This window comes from Streptomyces sp. ALB3 (assembly GCF_044385685.1).
In the GTDB taxonomy this organism is placed as follows: domain Bacteria; phylum Actinomycetota; class Actinomycetes; order Streptomycetales; family Streptomycetaceae; genus Streptomyces.
The window spans coordinates 91,852-108,169 of sequence record NZ_JBISCE010000025.1; the positions used below are offsets into that span (position 1 = coordinate 91,852).

A 16,318-nucleotide genomic window follows, 5' to 3' on the forward strand; every position below is an offset into this window, starting at 1 on the left:
CTGCTCCGCGGCGCGGGCGGACCTTTGGAGTTCCATCCGGGCTGCCGAGGCCCGGCCATTCCTCGTACCTCAAAATTCCTCAAGCAGTATGCGGGGTTCTCCGAGGACGCGGACGGCGAAGCCGAGTTCTTCAATCGGCTGCAGGTGGATCCCACGGCTCCGGGTCTACTACTGCTCGAAAGGCTGTTCCGGCTGGATCTGGCCGGATTTCTGCCCGGCGCCCCCGATGTGCATCCCCTTCTGCTGAAGGAGATGATTGCGAGACGGGCGACTTCGCTCGAGACGAATCACGTCGTCGACCGCTCCACCGTGCTTACCGCTCTCGGGGTCCCCCCGGAGCGCGTTCTGCCTGCTCCCAACCTCATTGACCGGCCCGGGCGCGTCATCGTGATTCCGCAGACTCGCGCGATCGCCGACGACATCGTGGGGTCCACCCAGCGGCCGGTCATTGTCCACGCGGCCGGCGGCGTCGGGAAGTCCGTGCTCACCACGCAGATCGAACGGAGCTTGCCGGCCGGATCCGTCACCCTCGTCTACGACTGCTTCGGGAACGGTGGTTACCGGCGCTCCAGCTCACCTCGCCATCAGCATCAACAAGGTTTGGTCCAGCTGGCCAACGAGCTTGCTGCGCATGCTCTGTGCGATCCGCTGATTCCAGCCGGTACGGCCCAGCCGGCCGACTACGCGAAGGCGTTCATGGTCAGAGTGAGGGGCGCGGCAGAGGCCATCGCGGCCTCTGCCGCCGGAGCGCTCCTGGTTCTTGTTGTGGACGCGGCCGACAACGCGGCTCTCATCGCGAGAGACGGTGGTGAGCGCACCTTCGTCGCAGACCTGTTGCGGGAGACCCTGCCTGACAACGTGCGACTCGTTATGTTGTGCCGTACTGAACGCGTCGGTCTGCTGGAACCGCCGCCTGGTGTCCACAGAATCGAGCTCGCGGGGTTCGGCGTCACCGAATCCAGGAAGCATCTGGAATCGGTGTTCGGCGCGGTCACGGAGGCGCAGGCCGCCGAGTTCCACCGTCGCACCGGCGGCAACCCCCGGATCCAGGCCCTCGTTCTCAGTACGGCATCGGACCTCGCCTCCTGTCTCGCCTCCCTCGGGGAGGCGAGACAGCCCGACGTTTCCTTGTTCGACGAACTCCTGCAGAGCGTGGTGGACCACTGTAAGGACGCCAACCATCACCTGAGTGCGGAGATCGACCGCCTGTGCGAGGCCATGGCCGCACTCCGGCCGAGGATCCCCGTAGGGGTTCTGACCGAGCTGTGCGGGGTGCCGGCCGCGCTCATCCACAGCTTCGCAGCCGATCTCGGACGCCCGCTGCTCGTCGATGGTGACACCTTGCAGTTCCGTGACGAGCCGACCGAGACCTGGTTTCGAACGAGGTATCGTCCGACCGGCCAGTCCCTGATCGACTTCATCGACCGCCTGACGCCGCTCGCCGCAGGCGAACCGTATGTGGCGGCCTCTCTGCCTCAACTGTTGTGGGAGGCCGGGCGGGTCGACACCCTGGTCGAGCTGGCCATGACCGACGGAGCCCTCCCCGAGGGCGACGATCTGGAGCAACGGGAGATCGCTCAGCAGCGGGCCCAGTTCGCCCTGAAGGCCACACTGCGCGTGGGAAAGGAGTGGGAGGCGGCCCGGCTGGCCGTCAAGGCTGGAAGCCTGGCCGCCGGCCACTCCCGCCGGCTTCATCTGCTGAGGTGCAATACCGATCTGGCGGGCGCGTTCCTGGACGCCAGCACGGTCGAAGACATAGTCGCGAACCGCAGCCTTGCCGCGGACTGGCCGGGCTCCAACCTTCACTTCGAAGGTGCCCTGCTCTCATTCGCCGCAGGCCAGACCGACTTCGCCCGCAGTCGTCTGCGCAGCGCGGCGGAATGGCTCAAGGCGTGGGTGCGGGAGCCTGACGACGACGATCCGCACCGCCACCGCGTCACCGCGACGGACATCGCTGAAGTCGCCTTCGGGCTCCTCAACACCGACGGCGTGGAGGCATGCGCCGAATACCTGGCCCGTTGGCGCCCCAATCGGGTGGGCTTCGAAGCCGGAGTGACCATCACCACCCGGCTTGCCGACTCGGGCCGTACCGAGGAACTGGAGGGCCTCGGCCACGCAGCCACGCGCTTGAAGTACCTCCAGTTCGCCGTCGCCTACGCCGCCTGCCAGGCTAACTTCGACTGCCAGGAACCGCTTGCGCGGCGCCTGGTGAGAATGCTGAAGCGCCAACGCAGACCTGTCTCCTTTCGTCGGCATCCGGGCCTTCCGGAGGAGAACAAGGCGCTTCCGGCGGTTGGTTGGATTATCGCCATGGGGCTGCGCCATGGCGTGCTGTCGGACGCGGAGGCCGAACGGATCCTGCGTCTCAATCTCCCTGACGACCTGGGCCGGGGCGCAGGGAGCCGCTACGGCCATAACAGCGACACACTCGCATTGCTGTGTGGCTTCGCGCTGCTGTCGAAGATCCGGAGGCAGCCCTTCGATGTAGACGTGATCGCGGGCGACGACGTCCTGGAAGCGCGGCAGCATCCCCATACGTACTCGAGCGCATTGAACGACCACGAGAAGAGCGTCGTGCCCCTCGGTGCCTGGGCCGGCCTGTGGATGGACTGCCTAGTCGGAGCTTCCGGCGACACAGAAGGTCGATTCAGAGATCTCGTGGCCGCCATACCGGGGAAGCAGGGCGGACATGAGTTGCCGTACGTCCTCTATCGAGGTGTCGCGCGACTCGGGGTCCGGATTCTCGCCTTCGGCTCGTCCGAGGTGACGCGTCAGCTCCTGCTTGACTGGTTCCGGGCCACGCAGAGGCACATTGCAGACGAAGTCCTGATCGACGCCGTTCGAGCAGCGGCCCCCGCCGACGAACTGCAGCACATCGCCGTCGAACTCGCGGAGGCCGTCGCTGCGTCGCTCGATACCACCCAGGACAGTGCTGAGTACAAGGCGGAGCAGATGGTTAAACTCGCTCGCGCCGTCCAACGATTCGACACAAGCGAGGCTCACGCCTACTTCACCCGGGCGATCGATCTGACCGACCGAGTGGGCGACGACGTACACGTGCTGTGGCGGGCCTTCCTTGCCGTCGCCCGCCGTGCCTCCGAGGGAAATCACGAGGACGATCGCCGGGCGTATCGCGTTGCCCAGCTCGCTGAAAGCCTTCAGCCCTATCTAGGGGACGGAATGGACCACTCCACGGTCCTGAGCGCCATGGGCCACTTGAGCCCTACGACCGCGACAACCGTTGCTTCCCGCTGGCGTGACCGCGGCTTGTGTTCTGAAGGTCCGTTCATCCAGGCACTGCTCGACGAAGAAGCGGGCCCGCTCGCTCCGCCCGCGGTTACTGCTCTGGCGATGGTGCCGTTCGGCGAGCACCGGGTCAGCGTCCTCCGCCTTGTCGAACAGGCCATGCGCGAGGCTCCCAGTGAAGGGGAGCGCATAGCAGGGACGCTGGGCGAGTTCTTGCGGGCACATCGCTTCGGCAGGGAAACCTTCGAACGGCTTGACGAGACCGCCAGCGAATTGAGCATTGACCTTTCCGGAACGTTGTTCTCCGTTGGATCCCGCCACCTCGCGTTCCCGGAGTCATCCGGCTACAGCTCTCCCCGATGGACTCGAGGCGAGGAGGACGAGGAGCGAGCGGCGCGTCTGCGACGGTTGGAGGACGCCCTCGGAGCGTGTGACCTCTCCACCGACGAGGGCTTCGAGAGGGCCCGCCAACTAGTCCGAGGGTCGGATCGCCTGCTGCATATGGAGCAGGTCATCGACCGAGCGGTCGCTTTGCCCCTGCGTGAACTTGACGACATGCTCGCCGCGTTTCACTCCAATCCCCACCTCAGCACCTTCGACTACACACATCTGATCAAGAAGTTGACCGATCTGCGTTTGCTTCCCCTGGCCGCACGCCAGCAGCTGCGTCATGTTGCGGCCACAGTCGTCAAGCGGTTCAGCCGGGAGCTGACGACCAGGGGCTACGAGTCGATCGACCTACAGAGCCTCGCCGACCTGGCCAGCATGCCTGATGCGGATTTGCTCGGAACCGCACTTCGGGAACTCGGTTCCCAGCCTGCTACGTTCCTCGCCGAGGAGTGCCACCACCTGGCAGCCCGGATCGCTCCACGTCTCACGGGTGCACAGGCGCAGGTCGTCCTGGACGACTTCGGGACCATGCTTGCCGGCCTCGCCCCCGAGGACTCAGCCGACGGCGTGTTCACCGATCTTCCCGCCAAACCGGCAAAGACCGCGGAATGCCTCGCAGGCTATCTGTGGGCGGTCCTCGGCGACCCCGAGCACGATGCAAGGTGGCGGGCCGCGCACTGCGTCCGACTCCTCGTCGAACTCGGCTGCAAAGAAGAACTCGACGCGCTGCAGCGCTTCGCGCTGGGCACTCTCGACGTGACCCCGTTCCACGACGCCCGTCTGCCCTTCTATGGCCGACACGCCCTCCAATGGCTGCTCTTCGCCCTCGCGCGTGCCGCTCAGAACACAGCAACGCACCAGGGACTCGCAGAATTCGAGCCGCTGCTGCGGAAGGCGATCTTCGACGATGGACCGCATGTCGTTATGCAGGAAAGCGCGAAAGTGATCTGCCTCGCCCTGGTCGCTTCCGGCTTCGGGAGTCTGACAGCTGACGAACTCGACATCGTGCGCGCGATCAACAGCCCAAAAAGGGTTATCAGTCAGTCATGGGCGAAACGCAGGGCAAGAGCACTGAATGAGACGGATGAGGGAGGCCCCTTCGCACTCGAACCGAGCGATTTCCATTTCTTCTGGGACTTCAGCGATCGCTGGTGCAAGCCGCTCGGGGAAGCTGTCGGCATATCCGAGGAGACGGTCCTGCGACTCGTCGGGCACACCATCACGGCCACCTGGCAGCTCTCGTACCGTGGCGCCCACGAGGACGACCCGCGCCACACCCTGAAGCTGTACAGGGAAGGAAGCACCTTCGCCCACCGTACGGCCTGGCCGGACGCGGACGATCTGGACTTCTATCTCTCCACCCATGCCTTGTGGACCGTCGCCGGGGAGTTGCTGAAGACGAATCCCGTGTACCGGGATAGCGAGGCGGACACCGACTTGTTCCATGACTGGCTCAGTGACTTCCGTCTCACGCGCGGCGACGGCAGATGGCTTGCCGACCGGCGGGACCCCTCGCCGCAGAGCATCTTCGGGGGGCTATACGACTCGCCAAAGCCAGACTGGATCTGGCAGTTGAACAGCCGGCACTTCAGCGAGCATCTCCTGGCGAGTGATGGATGGGTCACGGTCTGGGAAAGCTCCGACGACACGAGCTACGAGGCCGCGCAACAAGTCCTGATCCGCAGCGCTCTGGTCAATCCCGAAAAGGCCAGGGCGCTCGCACTCGCCCTGCAGACCGCCCCTTCGTACATGGCGTATCGCATCCCGGACGCCGACGACGGCGACTACCAGTTCGATGCCCAAGGATTCCAGCTGACCGGTTGGATTGTCGTCCCGGACGGCCGCGAAGGTCAGGACAACAGAGACCCGCTCGCTGCTGGGGTCAGGTACCCGCCGTATCGGCCCGCAGACGAATTCGTCGGTCTGCTAGGGCTGGAGCCGGATGCAGATATGCGCGAATGGACTCGTGCCGATGGCGCCGCCCTTCGTAGCGCCGTCTGGGACGACACGGCCGCGACCAGTTCGGACCGAGTGACGGGAACTGAGGGACAGCGGCTGGAAATCCGATGTGATGCCCTTCAGGAACTCCTTTCCCTGACCGGTCGCAGCATGATCGTCGAAGTGATGATCGACCGTACTCACAAAGACCACAGTCAACCCTTTTCGGTGAGGTGTGACCAAGACGATGACGAATCCCTTCCCCCGCGCGAAAGGTCCTACAAGATTTACCTCTTCGATGACTCCGGAGGATGCGGTGAGCTTTGAGCAGACCCTCGAACTGGGCAAAGAAATCGCGGCTAGCCTCTCGGATCACGATGTTCTGGGCCGATGGATGGCACATCACATCAGCGACTTGATCATGCGTGCGGAGAGTGCCCCTGAGGGGGAGGCCGACGACATACGACGTGAAACGGTGGCCGCCGTCCTCGAGCTCTGGAAACACCGGTCGGCACTCCTCATGCCCAATCCGCCGCTCGACGCGTTCGAGCCCGTGTTCAGAGCACTGGAACGGCTGAGCGAGCCCCAAGACCCCTGGGGCTTCTACCGGATGTTCCCGTCTGGGCATGAGCCCGGTCAGGACGACATGGTCGCCGTACCGCTGCTTCGGAACGCACTGGTCCTTGAGGATGCCGTCCGCCGCGTAGTACGTGAGATCGTCGTATTTGCCGAAAGGGAAGCCGCAGACAAGGAGGCGAAGTGGCTCAAGCTTTCGGAGCATCTCGAAGAGGACGAACAACGAGCGGCGCGGGACGCCGTCCTTGAGCTGGCACGCACCCTCGCAACGTACGCCGGTGACGCCGACGTCGAACCGGCTGTGGGAACCGGGCACTCGAAGCTGATCACTACTCTTCTGCGTGCCGAGACGCAGCTGGCAGAAGTCCGCCGGGTTCTTGAGGCACATCTGTCCGAGACGTCGTCAGGGGGGGAGCCCGGCGCGCCTGCGTGAGAGCGCGTGACAGTGCTTCATCACCTTCAGCTTGGGGCTGGTTTCGTTTTCCTCGTGGGCCTCAGCCGGGACCTGGCGGGCCCGCTTGCCCTTTGTCCCCTTGCTGACGAGGCCGCCGGAAGTCGGCATGGTTTGGCGCCGGTCGTGGGGTCGAACCAGCGGACGCGGCACGGTACGCGTATAGGAGCTGCGGCTCCAGCTCACACTCGCGGGCGCCGGTGTGCGGTGTGGCAATACTGGGTCTCCAGGTGGTCACCCACGGCCAGAGCGTGCCGCCGGCTACACCGGAGAGGAAAGCGGGGGAACGCGGTGCTGGCGGTGGTGTGAGGCGCCCTTACAGGGGCGGCCCTTCACCCGGCTCCTCCTGATAGCTGTAGCGCTGCTCGCGCCGGACCTCGCCGATGTTGTGGTAGCCGCGCTCTTCCCAGAACCCCCGGCGGTCACGCGTCATGTACTCGATGCCCCGGACCCATTTGGGGCCCTTCCAGCCGTACAGCGGGGGTACCACTAGCCGGACCGGGAATCCGTGCTCCAGTGTCAGGGCCTCTCGATTGCGGAACCGCGCCAGGAGCGATTGGTTGGAGGCGAATTCGTGTAGGCGGAGATTGGCGCCGAAGCCGTATTCAGCCCAGACCATGACGTGGGTGACGTCCGGCGCAGGAGGGGCGAGCGCCAGCAGGGTCGACGTGGCCACCCCCGACCATTCGTTGTCCGGGACGGTCTTCCCGGAGACGCAGTGCAGGTCGGCCACGACTGTCGTCAGCGGCAGCTCGGTGAACTCCTCGAAGCTCCAGGTGTACTTGTCGCCGGAGGCCGTGGCCCCGAAGATGCGGAACTCCCACCGCTCCGGCTTGAACTTCGGGACGGGGCCGTAGTGGCGCGCGGGCCAGCCCGCCACCGAACGCTGTCCGGGCGGAAGGGGCTCGTCGTCGCGGGTACGGGTGGGGGGCGGGCCCTGCGCCCCGCGCGGCCGGTCACTGTCCCTGGTCCACCGCTGCCAGAAGGAGAGCCTGCGCAGGGTGACGAGGGTGTCGTGGTGATCGGGGCCCAGCCGCTCGGTCTGGTCCTCCAGCAGCTCGGCCAGTGCCGAGGCGGCCTTGCGGGCGTGTCCCTCCGCCAGGTCGGGCCGTTCGGCGCGGGCGAGCGGTCCCTGCCCGTTGAAGTAACGGGCCAACTTCATTGCGGTCGTCGCCAGGAGGGCCGCATCCTTGGAGGGTCCGTTTTCGAGCAGAGCCAGGGCGCTGGCGAGACAGCCCTCATAGTCGACGGCGAGAGTGTTGTCGTCCCCTGCCTCCCCGGTGGGAATCCGGGCCAGCGCGTCGGCCGCCAGCACCATCGTGGCGGCCCTGCGCTCGGCGTGGCCCGAGTGGGCCTCCTGATCAGGATGGCCCGCCACGACTCCGTAAGCGTCCAGCGCCCGCGTCAGCAGCCCGTACACCGCCCAGGACGGGCCGAGATGCCCGGGCGAGTCCTCCAGCAGCTCCGGGGGGACGAGTCGCGCCCAGTCCTCCGTCCGGTCGTGCTCGCCCGCCAATGCGACGAGCGCGTCGCCCAGGGCGCCGGTGGTGACGAAGTCGCCAGGCACGACGGGGCGTTTCAGGTCCCGCAGCCGGGCCCCCTCGTAGGCCGTCTCCACTGCGTCGGTCAGATCCTCCGGCATGCCGAGGGCCCGCCAGCGGCGCAGCAACGCGCCGGAGAGGAGCCCGCACAGCCACGTCGACCGTGTGTTGTCGCACGGGCTCTCCCGCAGCACGCGCAGCAGGCGGATGGCCTCCTCCAGATCGCGTACGGCACCGTCCTCGTCGTAACGGTGCAGATGGCGGTCAGCGCGCCGGAAGTGGGCGAACCACTCGGCGTGGAGCAGCCGGACGGGTCCGGCAGACTCCGCCGACGCAGGGCGGGGCGAATCGCTCGCGGTCGGGTAGAAGCGCCGGAGCACCTGGCTTGCCACGTGGGCGAACGCCTGCTCGGCGGGGTGCGCGTATCCCTTGCCGGCTTCCGTCGCGTCGTTCATATGTCCGGTGGTGCCGTCGAGGTAGGTCGCGGCGAGCGCCGGGACGTTCCGGGTGCCACGGCCGAACTGGCGCTCCACGTAGTGCGAGACCTCGCGCAGGACGAGGGCGGCCTCGCCGCGGTCGACCCTAAGAAGCAGTTGATCCCGCACACCGTCCTGGAAGTCGAAGAAGATGTCGTCGATGTCGGCTGATGCCTCGGGACGGCGTACGAGGAGGCCGCTGAGCAGCACCTCCGCCAGCTCGGAGGGACCGGTGTGGGGCAGCATCACTCGCTGCACGAGGCGCATGACTGGAAGGATGAGGGGGGCGGTCGCCAGGTAGTGAGCGAGCCGGACGGCGTCGGGCGAGGCGGCCTTGAAGAAGGCGCGCAGGAGGCGTGCGGGGTCGCTCACGGCCGTGGCGGCTCTTGGTGCACGGGAGGCCAGGTGGCGGGGAAGCACCCAGGCGGCGGCTCCTCTGACGACCGGGGTAGTGCCGGCCAGCACGCGGGACCAGGCCCCGAGCGCCGAAGGCGTCGGCGAGAGGACTGGGACGGCGAGTGCGTTCGACTTCGGATCGGGCGGCTCCTGGCCGTGGGCGCGGAAGTCCCAGCGGGCACTGCGTTCCTTCCGCCGCAGGGTGCCCGGGACCGGCGGCAGGTGGGTGCGTGACCACATGCGTTGCGGCAGCGGCTGGAGTACGGCGACGGGTGCGGCCTGCGTCCACCGGTGGAGGTCGCGCTGCATGCGGCCGCTGCGCCAGAGCGGGCCCGTGCAGTCGGAGAGGACCAGGGTGATCGTCCGCCTTGCTGGGTCGCGGAGTCCGGTGGCTGGGTTGGACACGGAGTCCGGGCGGGGGGAGCCGGAGACCACGACCGTCCCAGTGCGGGGGAGTTCGTGCAGGTAGTGCACGGCGATGTCGTGGAAGGCGCCTGAACGTCCGCAGGCAAGCCGGAGTTCGCGCAGTAGCTGGTGCCAGGGCGCCATCGAGGTGGAGCCGTCCATGAGGAGCTGGAGACGTGCCACGGGCCGGCCCCGATTCTCCAGTACTGGCAGCAGGAAGCCGGTCTCGGCGGCGAGTTCGGCTGTGGCGGCCTCGTCGAGCGCGGGATCGGAGGACGCCCACGTTGGCGGGCTGTAGTGCCGGAGCGGGCGCAGGGCGCGGCGCAGCGGCTGGGTATCCGGCAACGCGGTGCCGCCCGGTAGCTGGACGCCGACCGGGGCGGTGGCTTGGCCGGCCTGCGCCCGCACACGCACCAAGTATTCGTCCTCCGGGCCGGCACTGAGGTCGGGCAGGGGCGGCGGGGCGTCGACGGACGCGGCGTGCGCGTTCCCGGGCGCAGGGGGCGGTGCCTCCGTTCCGGCGTCTCCGGGCCCCGCGGGGGAAGGCGTGACGAACCGGGCCAGCCACAGAGCGTCCGCGACCGTGTCAGGGGCCGTGGACAGGCCCGCGCCGGTGAGCCTGCGCACCAGCTCCTCCAGCGGTGGGCGGGCCGGTGCGGTGTCCTGGCCCGGGGGCTGTGTAGCCTTTTCCCCCGGCCGCGCGCCTCCGGGCGTTCCCGGCTCCGTACTCATGGCCGGCCCGGTCCCAACGGACGCATCAGCAGGTCCGCGAGGCGCTCGCGCCCCACAGGATCCTCCTGGGCGCTGTATTGCGTCAGATAGATCGCGTTCAGGAGCTGATCGGCGGCGCGCAGCCCGCCGGGCGACGCGGAGATGAACCGCTCGATGATGTCCTCGTTCTCCTCCGCGGACGCGCTGCCGAAGTGTGCCTGGACCATCGCTGCGAGCCGGTCGGCCTTCGGTGTGCGCATGTCGAGGTGGATGCAGCGGCGCAGCAGCGGGGCGGGGAAGTCGCGTTCGTCGTTGCTGGTCATCACCACCACGGGGAACTCACGGCAGCGCACGCGCCCGTCCACGACCGTCGCGGACAACCCGTCGTGGGTGAGTACGGAGACCGTCCCGCCTTCGTTCTCCCGACGAGCGCGCTCCAGCTCCGGGATGGCGAATTCCCCCTCCTCCAGCACGTTGAGAAGGTCGTTGGGCAGGTCGACATCACCCTTGTCGAGTTCATCGATCAGCACCACGCGGGGCCTCTCTGAAGGCAGGAGCGCGGTGCCGAGTGGTCCGAGCCGCAGATAGCGGCCGATGCCGGTGTCGGTGGTGCCGGGCAGCTGGGACTCTTGGAGCCGGCCGATGGCGTCGTATTGGTAGAGCCCGTCGCGCAGCGTGCTTCGGCTGACGATGGGCCACTGCAGCACGCGGCCGAGTTTCAGCTCGTGGGCGATCGAGTGGGCGAGCGTGCTTTTGCCGGTGCCGGGGTCGCCGGTGATCAGCAGCGGGCGGCGCAGATACAGGGCCGCGTTGATCAGTTCGAGTTCGTCCAGCGGGCCACGGACGGCGAACCGGCCCCGGGAGGTACCGAGCCGACGGGTGGAGGCGCTGTCGAGCGGGGGGGCTGGCGGTGACCCCGCGAGCTCACCGTCGAACGTGCGCCAGGGGGGTGGCGGGGGCAACCGGCTGATGCCGTCGTGCGGTTCGCTCACGCCCTGGTAGATGAACCAGTCGCTGTTCACGGAACTCCTTCGGTGCGCTGAAAGCGGGGTGCGGGGGCGGCGGAGTGCGGGCGAGGGTCAGGGTGCGTCGAGAACACCTGCGGGCTCGGCGAGGGGCCGGTCGGCGTCGTCGTACATCAGGGCCAGGGGCTTGGCCCAGTAGGCGTGCGGATCGCGGCGGTGGATCCGCTCACGCAGGACGCGCAGCCGCTCGGGCAGCTCGGCCGCGGAGCCGGCGTCCGCCAGCAGCCGGGCGGCGTTGCCGCTGAAGCTGTGGCAACGCTCGTCACATCCGTCCGGAGGGTGGGGCCCGGCGTTCCACAGGAAGACGCCGTGTCCGCTCTCCAGAGCCATGCGCAGGACCTCGCGGCCGGTGGCATCGGCGGCCGGCCGGCAGACCACCGGGACTTGGTCGGGCCCGGCACCGGCGAGAGCGGCGCGGCGCAGCAGCCGACCGGGCTGCGGCGTCGGCAGGGCACGCAGTGGCGTGGCCACGGCCGTGTCCTTCCACCGCATCTCCCACAGGGGGTCGACGCCGCCACGGCGGGACGCGTCCCGCACGACGACTTGCCGGCGTACGCCCAGCGGCCAGCAGGCGGGGTCCGAAAGGTCCAGGTCTGTGACGGCGGCCTGCGGCAGCCAGTGCTGTACGGCGAGGTCGAAGTGCTCGGGCGGAAGGACGACCTCCAGCGGGGCGTGGCGTTCGGGGGTGTCCAGCTGGAGGAAGAGCCGGGCCAGCGGGCGCTGGAGCCGGAGCGGCAGGTCGTCCGGCGGGACCCCGTCGCCGTTCTCGTCGGCGTCGACGACCGCGTCGTCGTCCTGCTCTGGGTCGAGGACCCGCAGCCGCCAGTGGAAGGCGACCGAGGGCGACCACAGGGCAGGTTCGAGCTCCAGCAGCACGCTGGGGCCGTCGCCCGGCCGGGCGTCGAGGATGCCGACCTGTACGGGCTCTGCGGCGAGCGGCGGGTCCTGGGCATGCCCGCCGGGGTGGACAAGGATCCCCGTCGCGTTCGTCCCGCCCCGCACGGTGATGTCTCCGTCGACCAGCCCGGGCAGGGTGACCTCGCCCACGCTGACGTCGGCCTCCAAGCCCAGGCGGCGCATGCGGCGTCCCACCCAGCGGTCCAGGTCGGCCGCCACAGACACCGCGCCCGGCGTCGATGCGACGGCGAGGGCGACGAGCTTGGCGTACCGCAGATAAGGCAGGGCCTCGATCGTGAACTGCATCCGGTACTGGTGGATCTCGCCGTGCCCGTCCCGCCAGTGCCGGAGGGCTGAGGTCGCCGGGAACTTCGCGCGGTGGTGGAACACCACGCGCAGTAGGCTCCGCACCAGCGTCGGGTCGTCGGGCGCCGGGAGAGCGGCCAGCAGCTCAAACAGCTCCAGCCGGTCGCCCGGCGACCAGGAGGTGGTGCTGTCCGGCAGACCGTTGCCTGGCAGCTCGCCTTGGACGTCCGTCCATCCGTCGCGGAGGTCGCTCTCGGCGTGCCACCGGTCATGGGCGCAGACCAGGGCGTGGTACGGGTCCGGCCCGAGGGCATGGTCGGGGTCCACGACGACGGGGCTGACGAACTCCCGCAGTAGAGTGCTGCGCACCGCCCGGCCGCCGTCCTTGATGTCGCCCTCGGATGTGCGTCTGCTGGCTTTGGTCAGGCCGACCAGGGCGCCCTGTGAGAGGTCGATGATCGGCCCTCCGGAAGACCCTTTCGGAATCTCCGTCTGCGGGCCGAGGCGGAAGCTGTAGGGACCGTCGTTCCCGGCGACCACGCAGACGCCGTTCCAGTCGAGCAGTTCCTTGCCGCGCTTGCCGCCGGCGACGTACCAGCCGTAGGCCCGTACCTCGAGCGAGGGCGGGTCGCCGCGGTCGCTGAGCCAGACACAGGCGTGATCGGTGCCGTCCTCCAGCAGGCGTACAAGAGCGATGTCCGACTCTGCGGGGACGGGGCCGCTGTCGGGCACCCCGGACAGCAGATAGCCGGTCCTCGCCGAGATCGAGCGGCCGTTCCACAGGGTCACGGTGTATGGGGCTTCTCCCGCAGCCCGGACCACGTGGGCCGCGGTCAGCGCCCAGCCGGGTGCGATCAGCCCGGCGGACCCCCAGTGCGTGCCGTCCTGTGCACCGATCGCCGCCGTTGCCGCCCTGGCCAGCCGGTCCAGGCGCGGAATCTGGTCAGGCATTCCCCTGCGCACCGGCAGTCGTGCCGTCGTTCCGGTCGCCGGGCCGCCAGGTGAGCGTGACGTTGAGAGCGGCCTTGGCCTCGCCGTCGGCGAGGAACGCGACCGCCTTGCCGGACTTGGCCGCCAGCTCGACACCGAACGAGACGCTCACCTCGTCGGGGTGGGCGGCCTCGCGGGCGGCTTCGAGCACGGAGGTGCCGACCGACCGGATCACCCGCTGGACGCTGTCGACCCGTTCCATCAGGGTGTCGAGGGCTGTGACCTCCTCCTCCTCGCCGTACTCGGTGATCCGCTTGCGCAGATCCACCTCGTCCGGGTCGAGCGTCTCCACTCGGGCGAGGACAGTCTCCCCACCGATCTCCACTTCCCGTACCCGGTACGCCACAGCTCCGCCGCTCCCGTCGCCGATCTCCGTGCCGTCCGCACCTTGCTCGGGCCACAACATCACAGACGCACACCTGAGTTGTTCAGGTTACTTCCCGGCACCGACGCGCGGGCCTGTTCACGGTCTTCTCCTGACGGAGGTCCCGCGCGAGGGCCGCTGTACTGCCAGTGGGGTGAGAATCCCGGACTGGGCGGGTCGATGCGGGGCGCCTCATACCATGGCGACCAGCGCTGAATGGGCCGACCGAATGCCCGGAGCGGCCACCCGCAACTTGCGGCCGCGGCGCGGGCACAGCCGAGGGTGCTGAATGCTGTCGAGCTTCCCGTCACGTTCTCGGCGAGGGTCTTTCGGGAGTCCGTTGAGTGCGCCGCCATGCCCCGGCCGGCTTCAGTGTCTGTCTCGCTGCGAACCTATGCGCGGACGCAGCTTGTACGGGACCTTGGCCACGCCCTCGCGCTCGCTCCACAGCCGCACCCCGGACCGCGTCAGTGTCCAGCCGCTATCCTCGTAGGGCATGAGTTCTCCGACACTGAGCTGCCCGAGGAGGTGGGTCAGTTCCTTGGCCACCCGCAGGTCATGCTCGCGTTCTCGTTCGTCCGCGTTCGCGTACCCGTCGGCGCGAGCGGTGAACTCTTCGTAAGTCAGATCAGCGAGGCGGCGTCGATGTTCGAGCAGCGCCTCACGGTCCACGTACGCGTCGGTGTACTCCTTGCCGTAGCGGCGCCCGTACTCACGTACTCGGTGACGTTCCTCCTCGAGTGCTTCAGGGCTGATCCGTCGCTGACGGGCGGTGGCGACCTGATTGGCGCGAGACAGGAGCCAACTGAGAGGGGAGGGGCAGAGGAAGATGCCGAGCCTGTCGTATCCCTGCCATTGGCAGTGGGCGTATCCGACGGCCTGTGCGACCCAGCCGTAGCGTTCGCCGGTGCCTGTGTCCGGAGTCAGGTTCTTGAACTCGATGCCGACGGCCGGCTCGGCATCGTGCCAGCCGTCCGCATCGCGCGGCTTCAGCACGGCGTCGATTCGGGTTTCCTCGCCGGTCCAATAGCATCCCGGCACCTGCTCCTCAATGTGGAACCACTGGTCCAACTTGCCCAGAACGAAGGCACCGAGGGCCTTCTCGTCAGCGAACGTTCCAGGGCGTGGCAGCAATGCCTTCTCTCCGTAGCGCACTTACCCGACTGTACGGTCCACCTGACTCGGGGCGCGAGACTACAACTGTTGGCGCAGAGTCCATGAGATGTCGTAGTCCACATGATCGCGGTAGGTCATCACCAGCGCCTGTACCGCCTGACGGAGGGCGTCGCGTGCGGGCCCCAGTGTGGCTTGTTCGTACAGATCCAGCACCATACGGCGGGCTTCGATGTTCGCCACGGCTGACATTGGCCCCCAGATGGCGATCTGATCGGCAACATCCCGCAGCGGACAGGCGACAACCAGCTCGTCGTGGTCGTCGACGACCCTCTGGCTACGGGTCGGCCAATGCCGCCAATGGGTGATACCTGCGGCTCCGGTAGTGCCCTCCTCCTCGTCAAGGCGAGCAAGAAGGAAGGCGATCATCGGCTCATGGTCACGCTCATCGGGGTGGGCCGAGAATCTGCGGGGCCCAAGGGCAGTCGTCGTCGGGGCAATAGGTAAGCCAGCCGATTTCGCCACGGACCAGAATGCCGCCACCGGGCGGCACATAGGTCGCGCACAACTCGGCGGCGCACAGGGCGCCGTACCTATTGCTGGCTGCCATCCCCGTCACCCTCCCCGAGTAATCCGGTGCGCCGCCACAGTAGCTGGTTCTACTGGCACCGCATCGTTCGAGGAAGGACGAGGGGAACGGGTGCTCTGGGACGCCGGCTTCGAGGGTCGAAGCAAAAACCGAGATCGCGGCTGGGCGCGGACCGCTGCGTGACCGAGCGAGCACACTCTTGGCTGTTACATGGGAACGGCAGCGGAGGTCCTCAACCCTACGACCCGGCCCCGGGGCCACCCTGATGACCACGTAGGTGGTCGGAGGGTTGCGATCTCGAAGGAGCTTGAGGTGCTCGCGCGAGGCGTAGGCCGGACAATGGGAAGGGAGCGCGTGGGGACCAGTTGGGGACCACACGCTACGCGCGGTGGTGCACGATGCATGCCTACACGCACAACTCGCGCCCGGATTAATTCCGCTATATCCAGAAAATACCCTTGACCCTCACTCCTGGGGGTCAAGGGGTCGCAGGTTCAAATCCTGTCGTCCCGACTCGTGAGAGTCGTAGGTCAGGGCCGGTTTCGGAGAGATCCGAGGCCGGCCCTTGATCATTTTTGGGGGTCCACTCGGGGACCGGCGTCCTTGACCGGATCGGCGTGGCCGCCAGCCGGTCGACGAAGCCGACGGATGACGGGCGCCGGCGCCCGCAGCCCGCTGCCTGTCCCCACCTCGTGCGGCATGGCGGCTGCCTTCGAGACCGGCCGGCCACGGCGCGGCCAACTCGTCAGGCGAGCGAGCCGACGCCGAGGGATCCCCGTGATCAGCCGAGGCGCCGGCGCCGGCCGATTGACCATGATCGCCACAACCGGATCATGCCACTTGCCCGGCACGCGGCCCCCCGCTGTCACGCACCAACGCGTCAGTGGGGCAGCGGCAGCTCGAC

9 protein-coding genes and 1 pseudogene are annotated in these 16,318 nt (G+C 68.0%); 2 read left to right on the top strand and 8 right to left on the bottom strand.

Annotation, left to right across the window (positions count from 1 at the left end):
• The first annotated feature begins 24 nt into the window (after window positions 1-24).
• Both ACHFIV_RS11700 and ACHFIV_RS11705 read left to right on the top strand, forming a co-directional pair.
• Window positions 25-5,901: a hypothetical protein gene (locus tag ACHFIV_RS11700; protein WP_398966613.1), complete on the top strand. Its 5,877-nt coding sequence runs from the start codon at window positions 25-27 to the stop codon at window positions 5,899-5,901.
• The gene (locus tag ACHFIV_RS11705; RefSeq protein WP_398966616.1) at window positions 5,891-6,583 is read left to right on the top strand and encodes a hypothetical protein; all 693 of its coding nucleotides are present in this window, start codon (window positions 5,891-5,893) and stop codon (window positions 6,581-6,583) included. Before ACHFIV_RS11700 ends, ACHFIV_RS11705 begins: the two co-directional genes overlap by 11 nt.
• Window positions 6,584-6,917: 334 nt before the next feature.
• Here the strand turns inward: ACHFIV_RS11705 and ACHFIV_RS11710 are convergent, their stop codons facing one another.
• The 8 genes and pseudogenes from ACHFIV_RS11710 to ACHFIV_RS11745 form a co-directional block, all read right to left on the bottom strand.
• Window positions 6,918-7,601 (bottom strand): molybdopterin-dependent oxidoreductase, encoded by a 684-nt coding sequence (locus ACHFIV_RS11710; protein WP_398966695.1) that lies wholly within the window; start codon window positions 7,599-7,601, stop codon window positions 6,918-6,920.
• Between the two features lie 1,065 nt (window positions 7,602-8,666).
• Window positions 8,667-10,151: pseudogene (locus tag ACHFIV_RS11715) on the bottom strand (SAV_2336 N-terminal domain-related protein); the annotation flags it as partial.
• The gene (locus ACHFIV_RS11720) at window positions 10,148-11,152 is read right to left on the bottom strand and encodes a MoxR family ATPase (RefSeq protein WP_398966619.1); all 1,005 of its coding nucleotides are present in this window, start codon (window positions 11,150-11,152) and stop codon (window positions 10,148-10,150) included. The gene ACHFIV_RS11720 and the pseudogene ACHFIV_RS11715, both read right to left, overlap by 4 nt.
• Before the next feature lie 57 nt (window positions 11,153-11,209).
• Window positions 11,210-13,309 (bottom strand): VMAP-C domain-containing protein, encoded by a 2,100-nt coding sequence (locus tag ACHFIV_RS11725; protein ID WP_398966621.1) that lies wholly within the window; start codon window positions 13,307-13,309, stop codon window positions 11,210-11,212.
• Window positions 13,302-13,754, bottom strand: a complete 453-nt coding sequence (locus ACHFIV_RS11730; RefSeq protein WP_398966697.1) for a CU044_2847 family protein — start codon at window positions 13,752-13,754, stop codon at window positions 13,302-13,304. Before ACHFIV_RS11730 ends, ACHFIV_RS11725 begins: the two co-directional genes overlap by 8 nt.
• Window positions 13,755-14,081: 327 nt before the next feature.
• Window positions 14,082-14,867, bottom strand: coding sequence for a hypothetical protein (locus ACHFIV_RS11735; protein WP_398966624.1), 786 nt, complete (start codon window positions 14,865-14,867; stop codon window positions 14,082-14,084).
• 39 nt (window positions 14,868-14,906) lie between these two features.
• Window positions 14,907-15,254, bottom strand: coding sequence for a DUF6221 family protein (locus tag ACHFIV_RS11740; RefSeq protein WP_398966626.1), 348 nt, complete (start codon window positions 15,252-15,254; stop codon window positions 14,907-14,909).
• A 16-nt stretch (window positions 15,255-15,270) separates the two neighbouring features.
• On the bottom strand, window positions 15,271-15,435 hold the full coding sequence (locus ACHFIV_RS11745) for a hypothetical protein (protein ID WP_398966628.1): 165 nt from the start codon (window positions 15,433-15,435) through the stop codon (window positions 15,271-15,273).
• Window positions 15,436-16,318 lie beyond the last annotated feature (883 nt).

What these genes read in the sequence shown, in the direction of transcription:
- ACHFIV_RS11725 (WP_398966621.1), bottom strand. Translation starts at nt 13,309, where the DNA reads ATGCCTGACCAGATTCCGCGCCTGGACCGGCTGGCCAGGGCGGCAACG.
- ACHFIV_RS11730 (WP_398966697.1), bottom strand. Translation starts at nt 13,754, where the DNA reads ATGTTGTGGCCCGAGCAAGGTGCGGACGGCACGGAGATCGGCGACGGG.
- ACHFIV_RS11740 (WP_398966626.1), bottom strand. Translation starts at nt 15,254, where the DNA reads ATGATCGCCTTCCTTCTTGCTCGCCTTGACGAGGAGGAGGGCACTACC.
- ACHFIV_RS11745 (WP_398966628.1), bottom strand. Translation starts at nt 15,435, where the DNA reads ATGGCAGCCAGCAATAGGTACGGCGCCCTGTGCGCCGCCGAGTTGTGC.